The organism is Micromonospora sp. PTRAS2, from assembly GCF_054052245.1.
In genome coordinates this window covers 186,380-204,987 of sequence record NZ_JBSWBU010000009.1, presented here as the reverse complement: position 1 = coordinate 204,987, position 18,608 = coordinate 186,380, and the positions used below count along the sequence as shown (strand labels likewise).

The 18,608-nt window shown below is 73.7% G+C and carries 14 protein-coding genes; 6 read left to right on the top strand and 8 right to left on the bottom strand.

All coding sequences use genetic code 11. From position 1 onward, the window contains the following. Window positions 1-120 precede the first annotated feature (120 nt). From ACVMYR_RS25280 to ACVMYR_RS25265, 4 genes are read right to left on the bottom strand one after another with little or no spacing between them, the layout of a single operon-like run. Window positions 121-483: a hypothetical protein gene (locus ACVMYR_RS25280; RefSeq protein WP_077937850.1), complete on the bottom strand. Its 363-nt coding sequence runs from the start codon at window positions 481-483 to the stop codon at window positions 121-123. After that, window positions 480-1,343, bottom strand: a complete 864-nt coding sequence (locus ACVMYR_RS25275) for a DODA-type extradiol aromatic ring-opening family dioxygenase (RefSeq protein WP_077937849.1) — start codon at window positions 1,341-1,343, stop codon at window positions 480-482. Before ACVMYR_RS25275 ends, ACVMYR_RS25280 begins: the two co-directional genes overlap by 4 nt. 16 nt (window positions 1,344-1,359) lie before the next feature. Beyond that, a complete protein-coding gene (locus tag ACVMYR_RS25270; RefSeq protein ID WP_457122935.1) occupies window positions 1,360-2,163 on the bottom strand; it encodes a citryl-CoA lyase in 804 nt (267 codons plus the stop codon). Further along, window positions 2,148-3,311 carry a CaiB/BaiF CoA transferase family protein gene (locus ACVMYR_RS25265; protein WP_457122934.1) on the bottom strand — a complete coding sequence of 388 codons (1,164 nt, stop codon included), beginning with the start codon at window positions 3,309-3,311 and terminating at the stop codon, window positions 2,148-2,150. Before ACVMYR_RS25265 ends, ACVMYR_RS25270 begins: the two co-directional genes overlap by 16 nt. A 252-nt stretch (window positions 3,312-3,563) precedes the next feature. Here ACVMYR_RS25265 and ACVMYR_RS25260 point away from each other — a divergent pair, with 252 nt between their 5' ends. Continuing rightward, window positions 3,564-5,012: an amidohydrolase family protein gene (locus tag ACVMYR_RS25260; RefSeq protein ID WP_457122933.1), complete on the top strand. Its 1,449-nt coding sequence runs from the start codon at window positions 3,564-3,566 to the stop codon at window positions 5,010-5,012. A gap of 56 nt (window positions 5,013-5,068) precedes the next feature. Then, the gene (locus tag ACVMYR_RS25255) at window positions 5,069-5,872 is read left to right on the top strand and encodes an IclR family transcriptional regulator domain-containing protein (protein ID WP_077937847.1); all 804 of its coding nucleotides are present in this window, start codon (window positions 5,069-5,071) and stop codon (window positions 5,870-5,872) included. Window positions 5,873-6,021: 149 nt separating this feature from the next. Here ACVMYR_RS25255 and ACVMYR_RS25250 read toward each other — a convergent pair whose 3' ends face one another. From ACVMYR_RS25250 to ACVMYR_RS25235, 4 genes are all read right to left on the bottom strand, one after another. Next, window positions 6,022-8,673: a hypothetical protein gene (locus tag ACVMYR_RS25250; protein ID WP_457122932.1), complete on the bottom strand. Its 2,652-nt coding sequence runs from the start codon at window positions 8,671-8,673 to the stop codon at window positions 6,022-6,024. Beyond that, entirely contained in the window at window positions 8,670-10,004 is a 1,335-nt protein-coding gene (locus ACVMYR_RS25245) for an SWIM zinc finger family protein (RefSeq protein ID WP_457122931.1), read from the bottom strand. Before ACVMYR_RS25245 ends, ACVMYR_RS25250 begins: the two co-directional genes overlap by 4 nt. A 63-nt stretch (window positions 10,005-10,067) precedes the next feature. Continuing rightward, window positions 10,068-11,276 carry a D-mannonate dehydratase ManD gene (gene manD, locus ACVMYR_RS25240; RefSeq protein ID WP_077937843.1) on the bottom strand — a complete coding sequence of 403 codons (1,209 nt, stop codon included), beginning with the start codon at window positions 11,274-11,276 and terminating at the stop codon, window positions 10,068-10,070. Continuing rightward, the gene (locus ACVMYR_RS25235) at window positions 11,273-12,313 is read right to left on the bottom strand and encodes an acetylxylan esterase (protein WP_457122930.1); all 1,041 of its coding nucleotides are present in this window, start codon (window positions 12,311-12,313) and stop codon (window positions 11,273-11,275) included. The genes manD and ACVMYR_RS25235 overlap by 4 nt, the downstream gene beginning before the upstream one ends. 225 nt (window positions 12,314-12,538) lie before the next feature. On the opposite strand from ACVMYR_RS25235, the gene ACVMYR_RS25230 reads away from it, so the two are divergent. Genes ACVMYR_RS25230 through ACVMYR_RS25215 form a run of 4 tightly spaced genes read left to right on the top strand, consistent with a single transcriptional unit; the run spans window position 12,539 to window position 18,576 of the window. Further along, window positions 12,539-14,935, top strand: a complete 2,397-nt coding sequence (locus ACVMYR_RS25230; protein ID WP_431898164.1) for a beta-xylosidase/alpha-l-arabinosidase — start codon at window positions 12,539-12,541, stop codon at window positions 14,933-14,935. A 29-nt stretch (window positions 14,936-14,964) separates the two neighbouring features. Then, on the top strand, window positions 14,965-15,963 hold the full coding sequence (locus tag ACVMYR_RS25225) for an ABC transporter permease (protein WP_396790748.1): 999 nt from the start codon (window positions 14,965-14,967) through the stop codon (window positions 15,961-15,963). Further along, a complete protein-coding gene (locus tag ACVMYR_RS25220) occupies window positions 15,960-16,892 on the top strand; it encodes a carbohydrate ABC transporter permease (protein ID WP_256091841.1) in 933 nt (310 codons plus the stop codon). Before ACVMYR_RS25225 ends, ACVMYR_RS25220 begins: the two co-directional genes overlap by 4 nt. Window positions 16,893-16,941: 49 nt before the next feature. After that, complete coding sequence (locus tag ACVMYR_RS25215) at window positions 16,942-18,576, top strand: ABC transporter substrate-binding protein (RefSeq protein WP_077937839.1); 1,635 nt, start codon at window positions 16,942-16,944, stop codon at window positions 18,574-18,576. Window positions 18,577-18,608 lie beyond the last annotated feature (32 nt).

Sequence of the window (18,608 nt, the reverse complement as noted above, 5' to 3'; positions counted from 1 at the left end):
CGCGTGGCGGTGGCCCGGCCGGGTCACCGCCACGACGCGCCACTGATCGACGTACCCGAATGGGTGGAGCCGGTCGGTGTGAGCGCGCACATGTCGGTTCCCGGCCGCCGCGCCCGCCCGTCAGGTCGCGATGTCCGGGTACGGCAGGTCGAAGTGGGCCAGCCGGGCGGCGTACGCCTTCTGGTACTCCAGCGGCTCGGTGTTGTCCCGTTCGAACATGGCGATGAACAGCGTCAGGGTGAGGAACGGGTGGGCGCCCAGCTGGAACAGCGCGACGTGGTCGTGGGCGATCAGGGCGGCCCGCTCGGCCGGGGTGAACCGCAGCCAGGTGCTGGCCTCGCCGGTGTGGCAGTTGAGCACGGCGTTGGCCCGCTCGGCCTCCCACCACCGCACCAGAGCCTCTGGGTCGGCCCGGTAGCGCTCCACCAGCTCCGGGTCCCGGTCGACGGTGTAGAGGAACTTGTCCAGCAGGTACCTGCTCATGCCGGCGCTCCGTTCGGGTACCAGGTGAAGTAGGCCTCCATGGTGTGGAACAGGTCGAGGGTGTCGACGTGGTCGGCCTTCGCGCCCGCGCCCGCGACGCCCATCATGAGCATGAAGTCCATGAACCCGTGGGTGGCGTTGCCGGGGGCGTGCAGGCTGTCGAGGGTCACCTCCGACAGGCAGCCGTCGAGGTCGCCGTTGGCGATCCACTCCACGGCCCGGCGGTCGAACTCGGGGTCGGGGCCGTGCGGGCCGAACTGGCGGGGCCCGCCGAGCTCCAGCGACAGGTGGCCGGTGCCGATGATCGCCACCCGCAGGTGCGACGGCCACGACTCGACGATCTCGCGGATGGCCTCGCCCAGCTGCACGAAGCGCTTCGGCTGCGGCAGCGGCGGGGCGAAGATGTTGGTGTAGATCGGCACGATCGGCAGGTCGGCCTCGGGGCGCAGCGTGACGATCGGGCAGGTGATGCTGTGGTCGATGCGCAGCTCGTTGCTGAACGCCAGGTCGAAGCCGGCGTCGAGGCCGGCGCGCAGGATGTGCCCGGACAGGTCCTCCTGGCCGGTGAGCAGCATCCGCGGCAGCCCGAACTCGCGTTCCTCGTTGTACCAGTTCGCGTCGTAGAACGGGGCCTTGCCGACGAGGAACTGCGGCATGTTGTCGAGCCAGAGCTGGTGGAAGTGGTCGGAGCCGACCATCACCAGCACGTCCGGCTTCGCCCTGGTCAGGGTCTCCCGGAAGGCGAGGATCTTGCTGACCCACTCGTCGGCGAAGGGCGGACGGTCCGCGCCGGTGGCGGTGCTGGCCCGGTAGTAGAACGGGTGGTGGGTGGAGGCGATCACCGCGACGACGGTGGCCATGGCGGCTCCTTGACGGTCACATGCTCTCGGGTGGTTGGTAGACGGCGTTGCGGTCGACGGCGAGGTAGACGTCCATGCCGATCGGGTTGCGGCGCTCCTCGGCGAGGTGGCCGAGCAGCCCGGCGGCGCGGGCGAGCAGGGCGAAGCCGCGCAGCAGCTCGACGGGCAGGTTCAGGTCGGCCAGCGCCGCGCCGCACACGCCGGCCCCGTTGAGCGGCAGGGTGCGCCCCAGCACCTGCGGGTGGACCCGGCCGATGGCCTCGAACAGGCGCAGGTGCGGCCCGCGCAGGCCCTCCTCGTCGGCGATGCGGATCAGCACCGGCGTACGCGGGTCCCGCTCCTTGTGCACCGGGTGGCCGAGCCCGGGGACGAGGCGCCTGTCGGCGCGGGCGCGGCGCACCGCGTCGAGGGCGATGGCGTCCCAGTCGCCGGTCTCGGCGGCGGTGGCCGCGGCGTCCCCGGCGGCGGCGATGGTGTCGGCGAGGAAGCGCCCGCAGTCCTCGGTGACGCCGAGGAAGCGGGAGCCGCCGCCGAGCAGGCCGGCGGCAAGCGCGCCCTGGAGCGACTCCGGCGCGCTGAGGTACGTCAGCCGGGCGGCGATCGCGGTCGGGGTGAAGCCGTGGTCGGCGAGCGCCACCAGCACGGCCTCGAACACGCGCACCTCGCCCGGGGTGGGGCGGCGGCCGGCGACCAGCCAGTAGGCCAGCTCGCCGAAGCCGACCGAGCCCATCAGGTCGGCGGCGAGGTCGTGGCCGAGCAGCCGGATCGTGGTCGGGTCGGAGGTGCCGAGGGAGGTGGGGAAGCTCAGCTGGTCAGCCATGCGCGGATCTCCTCGCCGTGCTCGTCGAGACCCGGCGGCGGCAGCTCGTACCGGGCCGGGGTGTCGGAGAAGGTGATCGGGTTGCGGACGCCGGGCACGTCGCCGACGGTGACCACGGGGTCGAGGCCGAGCTCCTCGGCCAGGGCGACCCCGCCGTCGATGGTGTTGATCGGGGCGCAGGGCACCCCGGCCGCGAGCAGGTCGCGGAACCACTCGTCCTTGGTGCGCCGGGCCAGCCGCTCGACGAGGATCGGGCGCAGGGCCTCGCGGTGGGCGGTGCGGTCCTGGTTGCGGCCGAAGCGGGGGTCGTCGGGCAGGTCGGGCAGGTCGAGCACCTGGCACAGCTTGCGGAACTGCCCGTCGTTGCCGGCGATGACGATGAGCTCGCCGTCGGCGGTGGGCAACGGCTCGTAGGGGAACAGGCTGGGGTGGGCGTTGCCCATCCGGAACGGCACGGTGCCGCCGGCGACGTACCCGCTGCTGTGGTTGACCAGGCCGGACAGGGCCGAGGAGAGCAGGTTGACCTCGACGTGCTGGCCGGTGCCGGTGCGGTCGCGGTGGTGCAGGGCGGCGAGGATGCCGATGCTGGCGTGCAGGCCGGCCATCACGTCGAACACGGAGATGCCGGCCCGGTAGGGCGGGCCGTCGGGGTCGCCGGTGAGGCTCATCAGGCCGGAGATCGCCTGGACCATCAGGTCGTAGCCGGGGTAGTTGGCGCCCGCGCCGGTGCCGAAGCCGCTGATGGAGGCGTAGACGACGCGGGAGTTGCCGGCGGCGACGGTGGCGTAGTCCAGGCCGAAACGCGTCAGGCCGCCGGGCCGGAAGTTCTCGATCATGACGTCGGCGCGGCCGGCGAGCCGCCGGGCGACGTCGAGGTCGGCGGGATCCTTCAGGTCCAGGGCGATGGAGCGCTTGTTGCGGTTGATGCCCAGGTAGTAGGTGGAGACCTCGTCGCGCACCGGCGGCATCCAGGTGCGGGTGTCGTCGCCGGCCGGGCCCTCTACCTTGATCACCTGCGCGCCGAGGTCGGCCAGGAGCATCGTCGCGTACGGCCCGGCGAGGATGCGCGAGAAGTCCGCGACGAGGAGCCCGTCCAGTGGCCCCGAGCGTTGCTCCCCCATGACCCGATCACCATCCTCGACCGCCATGCGGACAACCGTCCGCCGTGCCGCCAGTCTTGCCGCCGGCCGGGCCGCTGTCAACGGTCGCACGCTGGCAACACCCTGGACGCGAAGTCTGACCGAGATGCACGTTAAGAACTATTATGACCGGTACCGAAACACGTTCTTGACATGCCCGGTGGCCCGGAACACACTTGCGCCAATCGGCCCGCCGACCGCTGGACGGACATCCGTCCGCACACCCGGCGGGCCCCGACCCGGGAAGGGGTGGTGGCCGCGATGAGCGCAGGCGACCCGGTGGCGGACGGCCGGCCGGTGGTGTTCCGCAACGGGCTGGTGCTGACCATGGACGACCGGCACACGGTGCTGCCGGACGCCGACGTCCTCGTCGTCGGCGACCGCATCGCGGCCGTCGGCGTCGGCCTCGACGCGCCCGCCGACGCGGTCGAGATCGACGCCACCGGCGGGATCCTCATGCCCGGCATGATCGACACGCACCGGCACATGTGGCAGACGGCCATGCGCGGCTACGGCGCCGACTGGACACTCACCCAGTACTTCGTCTGGTACTACCTCGACCACGGCCGGCTGTTCCGCCCCGAGGACGTGCACGCCGGCAACGTGCTCGCCGCCCTGGAGGCGATCGACGCCGGGGTGACCACCACCGTCGACTGGTCGCACGGCCTGCGCACCGTCGAGCACGCCGACGCGGCGGCCGACGCCCTCGAATCCGTGCCCGGCCGCTTCGTCCTCGCCTACGGCAACATCCAACAGGGCCCCTGGGAGTGGGCCACCAGCCCCGAGTTCCGCGACTTCCACCGCCGCCGCATCGACGGGGGTCGCCTCGGCTTCCAGCTCGCCTTCGACGTCACCGGCGACCCGTCGTTCCCCGAGAAGGCCGCCTTCGAGGTCGCCCGGGAACTGGAGGTGCCGGTGACCACCCATGCCGGGGTCTGGGGCGCCACCAACGACGACGGCATCCGGCTCATGCACGAGCACGGCTTCATGACCCCGTCCACGGTCTACGTGCACGCCGCCACGCTCAACCCCGACTCGTACCACCGCATCGCCGCCACCGGCGGCTCCGTGTCGGTGTCCACCGAGAGCGAGCAGAGCGCCGGCCAGGGCTACCCGCCCACCTGGGCGCTGCGCCGGCACGACATCGGCGTCTCGCTGTCGATGGACACCAGCGTCTGGTGGAGCGGCGACCTCTTCTCGGCCATGCGCGCCACCCTCGGCGCGGACCGCGCCCGGGAGCACCTCGACGCCCACGCCCGCCAGGAGACCGTCACCCACGCCCACCTGCGCGCCGAGCACGTCGTCGACTGGGCCACCCGGGGCGGCAGCCGCGCCCTCGGCATGGACTCGCAGGTGGGCAGCCTCCAGGTCGGCCGCAAGGCCGACGTGGTGCTGCTCAAGAACGACGCCTCGCCGGTGATGTTCCCGCTGCTCAACCCCTACGGGCACGTGGCCTTCCAGGCGCAGCGCGGCGACGTGCACACCGTGCTGGTCGACGGCCGGGTGGTCAAGCACGAGCACCGGCTGGTCGGGGTGGACCTGGCCGCCGCGCGGCGCGGGGTCGAGGCGACGGTGTCGTACCTGATGGACGCCATGGGCGAGGAGGCCTGGCGCAGGGGCATGAACCCCGACATCCCGGCCACGGCGGTGCTCGACAACCCGTACACGTACACCGAGTGGGACGCCGGCTCGGCCCAGTGGAAGCATTAGCCTGCCGCCCGGGTGACCGCCCGGGCGGCCGGTCGAGCACGGACGGAGGGAGCCCGATGGCACGCGAGGCCGGACCGGACTTCATCGAGGCCCTGGCCCGCGGGCTCGACGTGCTGCGCTGCTTCCGGCCGGGCCAGGCGGTGATGACGCTCAGCGAGGTCGCGGGCGTCACCGGCCTGGCCCGGCCCACCGTCCGCCGCATCCTGCTCACCCTGGAGGAGCTCGGCTACGTCCGGGTCGCCGACCGGGGGTACGCGCTGACCCCCCGGGTGCTGGAGCTCGGCATGTCCTACATCAACTCGCTGACCATGTGGGACGTCGCCCGGCCGCACATGCAGCGGCTCGTCGCGCAGACCGGCGAGTCCACCTCGATGGCCCAGCTCGACGGCGGCGACATCGTCTACGTCGCGCGGGTCGCCGTACCGAAGATCGTCACCCTGGCGGTGACCATCGGCACCCGCTTCCCCGCCCCCGCCACGTCGATGGGCAAGGTCCTGCTCGCCGCGCTCGACCCCGCCGGCCTCGACCGGGCGCTGGCCGAGCCGGGCCGCTCCGGGGTCGTCTCCCGGTGGCAGCCGGACCGCGCCGAGCTGGACCGGGCGCTGCGCGACGTGCGGGCCAAGGGCTGGGCGCTCGCCGACCAGGACCTCGCCCCCGGCATCCGCTCCGTGGCCACCGGCGTGCGCAACGGCGACGGCCGCATCGTCGCCGCGCTGAACGTGACCGTGCACGCGGCCGACACCACCGTGGAGACCCTTGTCGACGAGCACCTGCCGCGCCTGCTGCGCACCGCCGCCGACATCAGCCGAGACTGGGCGCTGCGCGACAGCGTCCCGCTGGCCGCGCCCGCCCCGGGCTGAGCGCCCCCCAGGCCAGGCCCGGCACCGGCTTCGGCCGGGCGACCGAGCCCGACGCCGGACAGCCCCGCGTCGGCTGGGGTCGACCGCGCTGCCCGACCGGCGGCAGCACGCGCCGGGCCGGGCCGCCCGTCAACCGGCGGTGAGCCCCGTCAACCGGCGGTGAGCGCCCGGTGCAGGCGGCGCGCCTCGGTCACCACCCGGCTCGTCCCACGCCGGCCGGCCACCTCGGCCAGCCCCGGCACCTCGACGCGCACCCCGGTGGCCGTGGCCGTCTCGGCGGCCAGGGTCAGCAGGTCGGGCAGGCCCCGGGGCGGGGTCGCCGCGGCGAGCAGCGGGGGCAGCGCCGCGGCCGTCAGCCGCCACACGCTCAGCGGCGCGCCCGCCCCCGCCGCGTCGCGCAGCGGCTCGACGGCGCGGGTCAGCTTCACCAGGTTGCCCGCGACCAGGTCGCCGAGCCGCGCGCCCACCCCGGCGGCGTCGAGCCGGCCGGTGGCGGCCAGGCCGAGCAGGGCGTCGAGCGCGGCGACCCGGTCGGCGCCGTGGCGCGCGCCGAGCCCATAGGCCAGGGCCACGTCGACGGCGGGCCCGCCGGCACCGCCGCACTCGGCGAGCAGCGGCAGCGCCAGCGCGCCGTCGCGCCGGTCCAGGTCCGCGGCGGCGGTCACCTGCGGCAGCACGTACGCGGCGACGACGCCGAGGTGGTGCGGCAGCACCGACGGCCACATCCGCGCCCAGGTGGCGTGGTCCGTCTCCATCGGCGGCGGGTCGACGGTCAGCAGCCCGTACGGGTCGGGGTAGCCGGCCGGCGGGCGCAGCTCGACCGCGATCCGCCGGGGCGGGAGCTGGTCGTGCTGCCAGTCGTAGCCGACCTTGCGGGGGCGGCGGGCGAGCGGGATGATCCGGGCGACCGGGTCGGGCAGCCCGCCGCCGCGCAGCCAGGCGGCGAGCCGGTCGCCGGCCGGGGTGCGCAGCGCCTCCGCCTTGCCGGCGAGGGTGTCGTCGACGCCGGGGGGCAGCCGCAGCAGCGCCTGGGTGAGGTCCCACCGCCAGGGCTGGCGCTCGCCGAGCGCCGTGAGCCGCTCCAGCAGGGCCAGCGGGTCGAGCGCGCCGTTGGCCGAGGTGGGGGCGGCGAGCAGGCCGGCGGGGCCGGGCCCGCCGAGGTGGTGGCCGACCTCGGCGAGGCGGGCGCGCAGCAACGCGTGCGGCGCGGGCACCCGGGGATCGGTGACGACCAGCTCGCGCGGCGGCCCCTGCGGGCCGGTGCGTCGCACGGCGGCGAGCAGCGCGGCCCACCGACCACGCTGCGGGACGGCCGGGCGGGGCTCGCCTGCGGTCTCCAGCAGGTCGCTGACGAGGCCGCACAGGCAGCACGGGTCCCATTTGTGCTCGGCGGCCCAGGCCCAGTGCCGGCGGGCGAGGACCGGGTCGAGCGCGGCGCGCAGCCGCGGGCCGTCGGTCGGGGCGAGACGGACCAGCCCGTCGAGGATCCGGTCGAAGGGCTCGCCGCGGTGTTCGGTGCCGACGAGCGCGGCGACCTCCTCGGTGAGTTCGTCGAGGTCGGTGATCGGGGCCGGGGCGGGCGCGGGCGGGCCGGGGTGGGGCAGGTCGTCGCCGCGCGCGACGGCGACCGCCGGTGCCGTGTCGCCGCCGGCCGGGACGGGACCGCCGACCGCCGGGGCGGGGCCGTGCCGGGCCGCCAGGGCCGCCGCCCGGTCGCGCACGTCGACGGCGGGGTGCCCGGCGGCGACCGCGATCACCTCGGCGATCTGGGCCGCCCGGTCCGGGTGCCGGCGGGCGAGCCGGTCGAGCCAGGCGAGCTGGCCGCGCACCAGCGCCTTGTCGGGGCGCAGCAGGACCTCGCGGGAGGCCGCGAGCACGGCCTCCGGCTCCGGGTCGGGCAGGGCGCGCAGGGCCTTCTGCGCCATGACGGCGACCGGGGCCGGTGCGTCGGCGAGCAGGCGCAGGTAGTCGGTGGCGCGGGCGGCGACCTCCTGCGCGCTGGGCGCAAGCTCGTGCAGCAGGACGGTGAACGCGCGCAGCGCGGCCGGGCGGTCGCCGCGCAGCAGCCGGCCGACGGCACCGTCGAGCAGGGCCGCCCGGTCGACGACCCCGTCGGCGGCGAGCCGCGCGAGCGCGGTGGGCAGGACGTGGCGGTGCCGGCTCTCCCAGTCGGTGTGGACCTCGTCGAACATCATGGGCGCGCCGATGCCGTCGATCTCGAACAGCCGGGGCAGCAGCGCGGGCAGCAGCGGGTCGTTGCGTAGCCGGTCGAGCAGCGGCACGGGCGCGCCGCGGCGGCGGTCGGGGGTGGCCAGCGACTGCACCCACAGCTCGACGAAGCGCTCCCCCGTCGGCGGCGCGGCGTCGGCGGGCAGCAGCCCGGCGGCGAACCGCCAGTGCCCGATCCAGGCGTCGCGGGCCAGCTTGTCGGCCAGCCGGCGGGCCAGCTCGGGCAGCCAGTCGATGCCCCGCTCGGCGGCGACGACGCGGACGAGCCGGGCCGCCCGGTCGCCGTCGACGGTGACGGAGCGGCGGGTGAGGATCGCGGCGGCCTGGGCGGCGGTGGGCAGGCAGCCGACCACGGCGACGGCCAGGGCGGTGCCCTTGGCGCTGCCCCAGAAGGTGGACCGGCGCGTCTTGAACCACTCGGTCAGCTCGACGCCGACGGCGCGGCGGCGCTGCTCGGGCAGCCCGGTCAGGGCGGCGGCGACGAGGTCGGCCGACCCGGCGTCGACGAGGTCGAACAGGTCGCTGCTGCCGCCGGCCGCCAGCTCCCACCGACGCCGGACCGTGGACTTCACACCGCCTCCCGCGCGACGGAGCCGGCCATCCGGGTGGCCAGCGCGTGCTTGCACGGCCCGCGCTGGCCGCGGTGCTTGGCCCACCAGGGGCAGGTGCAGGTGTACGCGTCGTCGGCGAGCCGCCGCACCCGGTAGACCTGGTCTGCGCTGCGGACGGTGGCCCCGGCGTCGTCCGCGTCGACGGCGCCGGACTCGACCAGCGCCCGCGCGCCCACCAGGCGGGGGTTGTCGCGCTCGGCCCGGCCCGCGTCGTAGGGCATGACGCGGTGGAAGTACGCCGCCTCGGCGACGTCGTAGCCGACCCGTCCCGCGGTGCCGAGCTGGGCGAGGGCGCCCCGCACCCGGGCGGCGTCGAGGCCGGCGGCGCTCGCCAGGGCGTCCACGTCGATCGTCGGGTCCCAGGCCAACAGGGCCGAGACCAGCTCGGCGTCGTCGGCGACGTCGTCGCCGGCGAGGGCGGCCAGCGCGGCGCCCTCGCCGGAGAAGCCCCGGTAGGGCTCCGGCGACAGGGTCAGCGACAGCCGCAGCGCCCCGGTGTCCAGCTCCCAGGTGCTGGGCAGCGCCCCGGCGCCGGGCGCGACGGTCGGACCGTAGACGGTCAGGGTGCGGGCGTGGCGCAGCAGGCCGCGCAGGGCGGCGAGCCGGCCCGCGCCGGCCAGGCAGACCGCGCCGGCCACGGGCCGGGAGGTCAGCCGCAGGCTCCGCCCGGCGGGCACGGCCCAGAGCACCGACCGGTCCCCGGCGGTGGGCAGCCGGCGCAGGAACGTCGCCGCCTCGGCCGCCGGGAGCTGCGCGCGCGGCTCGAACCCGGCGGCGAGCACCTGCACCTCGGCGAAGCCGCGCAGCCACCGCTGCGGCAGGGGCACCTTCTTCTCCACGACCGCGCCGTCCATCGTCTCCACGGTGAGGTCGTCGGGGCCGACGGACAGGCGCAGCGGGTCGAGGCCGCCGACGCGCGACAGCGCCTCGCGCAGCGGGTTGTTGACGTCCACGTTGGTGGTGCCGTGCTCCAGCACGTCGCCGTCGAGCCCCTCGGGCAGGGCGTCCAGGCGGGCGTAGACGCCGCAGCAGCCGGAGAACGACTCGAAGCGCAGCCGGTCGCGGCTGCCGGTGACCACCGGGTCGAGGCTGGCCGGGCTCACCGGCCGGAAGTAGCGGGTGCGGGCGACCTCGGCGACCGCGAGCAGCCCGACGGCGGCGGCCTGCGGCGTGGTGAGGAAGCCGCTGAAGAAGCGGGGGTTCGGGGCGGGCCCGCCGCTGGTGGACAGGGCGAGGCCGGACCGGCTCAGGGCGGAGGATCCGAGGTACCTGTACGTCTGTTGGGCGCTCACGGGCCCGGACGGTACAAGATCCCCCCGACACCGCGCCCCGGCCGGGCCTCTCGCGCCCTTGGGTCACCAGGGGTGCAGGGTGCCGTCCTCCAGGCGGTTGACCGGCAGGTACGCCGGCGAGTAGGGGTAGCGGGCGGCGGCCTCCTCGTCGATGTCCACCCCGAGCCCGGGCGTCTCGGCGGGGTGCAGGTAGCCGTCGGCGAAGTGGTAGCCGTGCGGGAACACCGCGTCGGTCTCCTCGGTGTGCCGCATGTATTCCTGCAGGCCGAAGTTCGGGATCGCGAGGTCCAGGTGCAGGGCGGCGGCCAGGCAGACCGGCGACAGGTCGGTGGCACCGTGGGAGCCGCTGCGCACGTGGTGCAGCGCGGCGTAGTCGAAGATGCGCCGCAGGTGGGTGATGCCGCCGGCCCGCACCACGGTGGTGCGGACGTAGTCGATGAGCTGCTCGCGGATGAGCGTGGTGGCGTCCCAGACGGAGTTGAACACCTCGCCGGTGGCGATCGGCGTGGTGGTGTGCTGCCGGATGAGCCGGAAGCCCTCCTGGAACTCGGCGGGGACCGGGTCCTCCAGCCAGGTCAGCGCGTACGGCTCCAGGCTGCGGCCGAGCCGGGCCGCCTCGATGGGGGTGAGCCGGTGGTGCACGTCGTGCAGCAGCCGCAGCGTCGGGCCGAACTCCTCGCGGACCCGGGCGAACACGCCGGGGGTGTGGGCCAGGTAGCGGGCCGTCGACCAGACCGTCTCGGTGGGCAGCGCCGCGTCGGCCGGCTCGTAGAACATCTTGTCGGCGCTGACGCCGTACGTCTTGGCCAGGCCCGGCACGCCGCTCTGCACCCGCACCGCCCGGTAGCCGAGGTCGACGAAGCGGGCCACCTCGGCCAGCACCTCGTCCACGGTCTCGCCGTTGGCGTGGCCGTAGACGGTGACGCCCTCGCGGGACCGGCCGCCGAGCAACTGGTAGACCGGCAGGCCGGCGACCTTGCCCTTGATGTCCCACAGCGCGGTGTCCACCGCCGCGACGGCGCTCATGGTGACCGGGCCGCGCCGCCAGTACGCCCCCTGGTAGAGGTACTGCCAGGTGTCCTCGATCCGGGCCGGGTCGCGCCCGATCAGCAGCGGCACGACGTGTTCGCGCAGGTACGCCTCGACGGCCAGCTCGCGGCCGTTGAGGGTGGCGTCGCCGACCCCGGTGACGCCCTCGTCGGTGATGATCTTCAGGGTGACGAAGTTGCGGCCGGGGCAGGTGACGATGACCCGGGCGTCGACGATCCTCACGCGCTCTCCTCCGTCGTGTCGGTGGCGGGGCCGGTGGCGTCGGCCGGCGCGGCGAGCACCCCGGCGAGCCACGCGAGCTGCCGGCGGACCTGCACCGCCTCCCCTCCCTCGTGGCCGTTGAACGGGTAGACGTGCACCACCCGCTGCGGCGGCTCCGGCCGGCCGTTGGCGGCGCCGTACTGGTTGTGGGCGGCGAACACGGTGCTCGGCGGGCACACGGTGTCGCGCAGGCCGACGCCGAAGTGCGCGGGCGCGACCGCCCGGCGGGCGAAGGTGACGCCGTCGACGTAGGACAGGGTGCGCCGCACCGCCTCCTCGGCCGTCCGGTCGGCGGCGAGGTAGCGGGCGATCTCGCCGTACGGCTCGGCGTCGGTGATCTCGATGGCCCGCTGGACGTGGCACAGGAAGGGCGCGGTCGTGATCAGGGCCGCCAGGTCGTCGACGAGGCCCGCCACCGCGAGGGCGATCCCCCCGCCCTGGCTGTTGCCGGCGGCGACGACCCGGCCGGGGTCGACGCCCGGCAGCGCACGGGCCGCCTGCACGGCCCGCACGGCGTCGGTGATCAGCCGCCGGTAGTAGTAGTCCTCGGGCGCGAGGATTCCCCAGGTCACCGGCCAGGGGCCGCCCGGGGCGCCGGCGCGTGGGTCGGGGGTGTCGCCGGCCGCGTAGTGGCCGGACTGGCCCCGGGCGTCCATCAACAGGTGCGCGTAGCCGGCCACCGGCCAGGTGAGGCGCTCGTGCGGCAGGCCCCGGCCGCGCCCGTAGCCGACGTACTCCACGACGAGGGGCAACGGCCCGTCCGCGTCGGCGGGACGGGTGTACCAGGCCCGCACCGGGTCACCGCCGTAGCCGGCGAACGTGACGTCCCAGGTGTCGACGAGTCGCAGGTGGGTCGGCTCGGGCCGGACGTCGACGAGCACGGGGTGCTCGGCCGCCGCCGCGAGGGTGGCCCGCCAGAACGCGTCGAAGTCGGCGGGCTCGGCCACGGTGGGGGCGTACTGCCGGAGCTGGTCGAGGGGCAGGTCGAAGTGGGGCATGGAACCTCTCCGAAATTTTCGAGGACTGTAACACGCGCGATGCCCAGGTACGATGACCCCCGTCGATCCAATCCGGGCGGGACGAGCCTTGACATGCCCATTTAGGGCCCTTAAGTTGCCCGAAATAGGTCACGCGGGGATTTCCGAAAATTTCGGGCCGGCTCGCCGTCGCCAGTCGTCGCGGGCCACCGGGGAGCCTCCCGGGCCCGGCTGAAGGGGTGTGGCATGAACAGTCAGCTGCCCGTCCACGACGCGGAGGCGTCCCCGGACGCCGCGCGGTGGCGCGACCCGCGGCTGAGTCCGACCGAGCGCGCCGACGCCCTGCTGCCGCTGATGTCGCTTGAGGAGAAGGTCGCCCAGCTCGTCGGGGTGTGGGTCGGCGCCGACGCCTCCGGCGAGGGGGTCGCGCCGCACCAGGCCGACATGGTCGACGGCGAGCTGCGGTGGAGCGACGTCATCCGGCACGGGCTGGGGCAGCTGACCCGGCCGTTCGGCACCGCACCGGTCGACCCCGTGGCCGGCGCGCGCTCGCTGGCCGCGTCCCAGGCCGGGATAGCGGCGGCGAGCCGGTTCGGCATCCCGGCACAGGTGCACGAGGAGTGCCTCACCGGCTTCGCCGCCTGGCGCGCGACCGTCTACCCGACGCCGCTGAGCTGGGGCGCGTCCTTCGACCCCGAGCTGGTCGAGCAGATGGCCGGCCAGATCGGCCGGTCCATGCGGGCGGCCGGGGTCCACCAGGGCCTGGCGCCGGTGCTCGACGTGACCCGCGACTACCGGTGGGGCCGCACCGAGGAGACCATCGGCGAGGATCCGTACCTCGTCGGGACGACCGGCGCGGCGTACGTGCGCGGTCTGGAGGCCGCCGGCATCGTCGCCACCCTCAAGCACTTCGCGGGCTACTCGGCCTCGCGCGGCGGACGCAACCTGGCCCCGGTGTCGATGGGCCGCCGGGAGCTGGCCGACGTCATCCTGCCGCCGTTCGAGATGGCGCTGCGCCTCGGCGGCGCCCGTTCGGTGATGCACTCCTACGCCGAGATCGACGGCCTGCCCGTGGCCGCCGACGAAGGACTGCTGACCCGACTGCTGCGCGACGAGTGGGGCTTCACCGGCACCGTGGTCGCCGACTACTTCGCGGTGCGCTTCCTCCAGACGCTGCACGCGGTCGCCGCCGACGGCGTCGAGGCGGCCCGGCTCGCCCTGCGCGCCGGGATCGACGTGGAGCTGCCCACCGTCGACGCGTTCGGTCCCCCGCTGGTCGAGGCGGTCCGCGCCGGCGAGGTCGACGAGGCGCTGATCGACCGCGCGCTGCGCCGGGTGCTGGCGCAGAAGGCCGAGCTGGGCCTACTCGACCAGGGCTGGCAGCCGCTGCCCGACGGCGTCGACGGGCTACGCCTCGACGACGCGGGCGCGCAGGAGGTGGCCCTGCGCCTGGCCCGCGAGTCCGTGGTCCTGCTGCGCAACGACGGCGGGCTGCTGCCGCTGGCCGCCGGCCGCCGCGTCGCCCTCGTCGGTCCGGTCGCCGACGACCCGATGGCGATGCTCGGCTGCTACACGTTCCCCTCCCACGTGGGGGTGCGCCACCCCGAGCACGGGCTCGGCGTGGAGCTGGCCTCCCTGCGCGAGGCCCTCGGCCGCCTGCTCCCGGGTCTCACCCACGCCCCCGGGTGCGCGGTCACCGGCGACGACACCTCCGGCTTCGCCGCGGCGGTCGCGGCGGCCACCGAGGCCGACGTGTGCGTGCTCGCCGTCGGCGACCGTTCCGGCATGTTCGGCCGTGGCACGTCCGGCGAGGGCTGCGACGCCACCGACCTGCGGCTGCCCGGGGTCCAGCCCGACCTGATCCGGGCGGTGCTCGCCACCGGCACGCCCGTGGTGCTGGTGCTGCTGACCGGGCGGCCGTACGCTCTCGGGCCCGAGGTCGACTCCGCCGCGGCCGTGGTGCAGGCGTTCTTCCCCGGCCAGCGCGGCGGGCAGGCCATCGCCGAGGTGCTCACCGGCGCGGTGAACCCGTCCGGGCGGCTGCCCGTCGGCGTGCCCCGGGACGCCGGCGCCCTGCCGTCGACCTACCTCAACCCGGCGCTGGGCCGCCGGTCGGAGGTGTCGTCGGTCGATCCCACCCCGGTGTTCCCGTTCGGCCACGGGCTGAGCTACACGACGTTCGAGTGGCACGACGCGGGCGTACGCGGGGTCGACGAGGCCCCTGCCACCGGCGGCGACCGCCTCGACTGGGCGGTCGACGGCGAGGTCGAGGTCGACGTGACGATCCGCAACACCGGCGACCGGGCCGGCACCGAGGTCGTCCAGCTCTACCTGCACGACCCGGTCGCGCAGACCACCCGGCCGGTGGTCCGCCTGGTCGGCTACGCCCGCGTCCCGCTCGCGCCGGGCGAGAGCGCGCGGGTGACGTTCGGAGTGCCCGCCGACGTCACGTCCTTCACCGGCGCGCACGGCCGGCGCGTCGTCGAGCCGGGCGACGTGGAGCTGCGGCTCGGCCGGTCCAGCGGCGAGTTCGCCGCCGCCCTCCCGCTGCGCCTCGTCGGCGCCGAACGCACCGTCGGCCACCAGCGTCGACTGGTGTCGACCGCACGCATCGCCCCCGCCGCCGTCCCGCAGTCCGCCTAGGCACCTCCGCCCCGTCCTGGAGGCCGTCGATGACCACCCCCGACACCCTCACCCCGCCGCCGGTGCCCCCGACGCGGGACGCCGCCCGGTCGGCGGGCCGCCCCGCGCGGCGCCGCCGGGGGCGGCGCCGCACCTGGCGGCAGGCGCTGCGCAAGGACTGGCAGCTCTATTCGCTCGCCGTGGCACCCCTGGTGTTCTTCCTGGTCTTCCGCTACCTGCCGATGGCCGGCAACGTGATCGCGTTCCGGCGGTTCTCCCCCGGCGGCAGCCTGTTCGGCGAGACCTGGGTGGGCCTGCGCTACGTACGCCTGTTCCTGGCCGACCCGACGTTCTGGGAGGTGTTCACCAACACCCTCGTGCTCGGGACGCTGACCCTGCTGTTCTGCTTCCCCCTGCCGATCGTCCTGGCGCTGCTGCTCAACGAGGTCCGCGCCCGCCGACTCAAGCGGTTCGTGCAGTCGGTGTCCTACCTGCCGCACTTCCTGTCCATCGTGATCGTGGCCGCCATGGTCATGCAGTTGACGTCGATGGACGGGACGGTCAACCAGATCGTGCGCGGCCTCGGCGGCGAGGCCGTGCCGTTCCTCCAACAGCCGGAGTGGTTCCGCACCATCTACGTCTCCTCCGAGGTCTGGCAGACCGTCGGCTGGGGCACGATCCTCTACCTCGCCGCGCTGACCACCATCGACGAGAACCTCTACGAGGCGGCCCGCATCGACGGGGCGAACCGGTGGCGGCAGACCTGGCACGTGACGCTGCCCGGCATCCGGCCCACGATGGTGACGCTGCTGATCCTCAACATCGGCACGTTCATGGCGGTCGGGTTCGAAAAGATCCTGCTGCTGTATAACCCGCTGACCTATCCGACCGCCGACGTGATCTCCACGTACCTCTACCGGATGGGCTTCGAGTCCAGCAACTTCAGCTACGCCGCCGCGATCGGCCTGTTCGAGGCCGTGATCGGGCTGACCCTGGTCCTGTCGGCGAACGCCATCTCCAAGCGCACGGTGGGGACGAGCCTGTGGTGACCGTGGAAGCCGCCGAGACCGGCGAGACCCGGCGGGTGACCCGCCGGCCGAAGGGGATCCGCCCGACCCGGGGCTACCGGGTCTTCCAGGCGGTCAACGCCGTCATCCTCACCGGCGTCGTGATCGTGACGCTGTACCCGTTCGTCAACATCGTGGCCCGCTCGCTCAGCGACGAGGCGTACATCATCGCCGGGCGGGTCAACCTCGTCCCGCGCGGGTTCAACCTGACGACGTACAAGCTGGTGATGTCCGACGCGCTGTTCTGGACGAACTACCGCAACACGGTGGTGTACACGGTGGTCGCCACGGTCATCTCCATCGTGCTGACCACCTGCTACGCGTACGTGCTGTCGAAGCCTCGGCTCAAGGGGCGCGGTGCGCTGGTCGGCATCGCCGTGTTCACCATGTTCTTCTCCGGCGGGCTGATCCCCAACTACGTGCTGATCACCAGCCTGGGCATGAAGAACACCATCTGGGCGGTCGTCGTGCCCAACGCCATCAACGTGTTCAACCTGCTGGTGATGAAGGCGTTCTTCGAGAGCCTGCCGGAGGAGCTGGAGGAGGCCGCCGCCGTCGACGGGCTGAACACGTACGGGACGCTGCTGCGGATCGTGCTGCCGCTGTCCAAGGCCATCATCGCCACGATGGTGCTGTTCTACGCCGTGTCGTTCTGGAACTCGTGGTTCACCGCGTTCCTCTACCTGGACCAGCAGGAGATGTTTCCGGTGACCGTCTACCTGCGCAACCTCATCGCGGGGGCCACCGGCGCCCAGTCGGCCGGCGGCGTCGCCGAGTCCGACGCCGTCCAGGCCGCCGCGACCCTGCAGGCGGTGACCATCGTGCTCACCACCCTGCCCATCCTGGCGGTCTACCCCTTCATCCAGCGCTACTTCGTGTCGGGCGTGATGCTCGGCGCGGTCAAGGGGTAGCCCGGCGATGTTCCCCCACCACCCCACCACCGTTCGGAAAGGACGAGCCGTGCTCCACAGAACGTGGCGGCGCGCGGCCATAGCCGCGGCCAGCCTGCTCACCCTCACCCTCGTCGCCTGCTCCGAGGAAGCCAGCGACGCCAAGGACCTGTCCGGCAACCGGGCCGGCGCCATGGCGGACTACGCCGTCGGCACCCAGTTCACGGCGACGGAGCCGCTCTCCTTCTCCATCCTCTACAACAACCACCCGAACTATCCACTGAAGAACGAGTGGCTGTTCTGGTCGGAGCTGACCAAGCGGACCAACGTCAAGCTCGAACCGGTCGCCGTGCCGCTGAGCGACTACGAGCAGAAGCGCAGCCTGCTCGTCGGCGCCGGCGACGCCCCGCTGATCATCCCGAAGACCTACCACCCGGCGGAGAACCAGTTCGTCTCCTCCGGGGCGATCCTGCCGGTGAGCGACTACCTGGACCTGATGCCGAACTTCAAAGAGAAGATCGACAAGTGGGGGCTGAAGCCGGAGATCGACACCCTCCGCCAGTCCGACGGTAAGTTCTACCTGCTGCCGGGCCTGCACGAGAAGCCCTGGCAGGAATACACGGTCGCGGTCCGCACCGACATCCTCGACGAGCTCAAGCAGCCGGTCCCGAAGACGTGGGACGAGCTCTACACCGTGCTCAAGGCGATGAAGGCTAAGTACCCGGATTCGTACCCGTACTCGGACCGGTGGAGCAAGCCCACCCCCGGCGGCGCGCTGCTGCGGATCGCCGGCAGCTCCTTCGGCACCCAGGCCGGCTGGTCCTTCCAGCACAGCACCTGGGACCCGGCCGCCGGCAAGTTCGTCTACACCGGGGCCACCGAGCAGTACAAGCAGATGATCCAGTACCTCAACAAGCTGGTCACCGAGGGGCTGCTCGACCCGGAGAGCTTCACCCAGAGCGACGAGGCCGCCCGCCAGAAGCTCGCCAACGGCAAGTCCTTCGTCATCTCCAGCAACGCCCAGACCCTGGTCAACGACTACCGGCCGGACCTGGCCAAGACCATCCCCGGCGCGAAGCTGGTCAACATCCCGCTGCCGGTCGGCCCGGCCGGCGAGATCAACCCCGCCTCCCGGCTGGAGAACGGCGTCATGATCTCCAAAAAGGCCCGGGACAGCAAGAACTTCGTGGCGATGATGCAGTTCATCGACTGGCTCTACTACTCCGACGCCGGCCAGGAGTTTGCCAAGTGGGGCATCGAGGGCACCACGTTCGTCAAGGACGCCGCCGGCAAGCGGATGCCCGCCCCCGACGTCGACATGATCGGGCTCAACCCCAAGGGCACCAAGCACCTGCAGAAGGACTTCGGCTTCGCCAACGGGGTCTTCGCCTACGGCGGCAAGCTGGACCTGATGCAGTCCTTCTTCTCCCCGGAGGAGCTGGAGTTCCAGAAGGTGATGAACACGCGCAAGCCGGTCGAGGTGCCGCCGCCGGCCCCGCTCACCGACGCCGAGCGCGAGCAGGTGTCGCTGTGGGAGACGCCGCTGAAGGACTACGTCACCCAGAACACGCTCAAGTTCATCCTGGGCCAGCGACCGCTGACCGAGTGGGACGCCTACGTCGGTGAGCTGAAGGCCAAGAACGCCGACCAGTACATCGAGGTGGTCAACAAGGCGTACGAGCGGTTCAAGAAGGACAACGGCTGACCGTCCGGTCCCGGCCGGCCCCCACCACCGGG

Excerpts from the sequence above, each read along its gene's own strand:
- ACVMYR_RS25230 (WP_431898164.1), top strand. The coding sequence starts at position 12,539 with ATGAACAGTCAGCTGCCCGTCCACGACGCGGAGGCGTCCCCGGACGCC.
- ACVMYR_RS25225 (WP_396790748.1), top strand. The coding sequence starts at position 14,965 with ATGACCACCCCCGACACCCTCACCCCGCCGCCGGTGCCCCCGACGCGG.
- ACVMYR_RS25270 (WP_457122935.1), bottom strand. The coding sequence starts at position 2,163 with ATGGCTGACCAGCTGAGCTTCCCCACCTCCCTCGGCACCTCCGACCCG.
- ACVMYR_RS25255 (WP_077937847.1), top strand. The coding sequence starts at position 5,069 with ATGGCACGCGAGGCCGGACCGGACTTCATCGAGGCCCTGGCCCGCGGG.
- ACVMYR_RS25265 (WP_457122934.1), bottom strand. The coding sequence starts at position 3,311 with ATGGCGGTCGAGGATGGTGATCGGGTCATGGGGGAGCAACGCTCGGGG.
- ACVMYR_RS25280 (WP_077937850.1), bottom strand. The coding sequence starts at position 483 with ATGAGCAGGTACCTGCTGGACAAGTTCCTCTACACCGTCGACCGGGAC.
- ACVMYR_RS25275 (WP_077937849.1), bottom strand. The coding sequence starts at position 1,343 with ATGGCCACCGTCGTCGCGGTGATCGCCTCCACCCACCACCCGTTCTAC.
- ACVMYR_RS25260 (WP_457122933.1), top strand. The coding sequence starts at position 3,564 with ATGAGCGCAGGCGACCCGGTGGCGGACGGCCGGCCGGTGGTGTTCCGC.
- ACVMYR_RS25235 (WP_457122930.1), bottom strand. The coding sequence starts at position 12,313 with ATGCCCCACTTCGACCTGCCCCTCGACCAGCTCCGGCAGTACGCCCCC.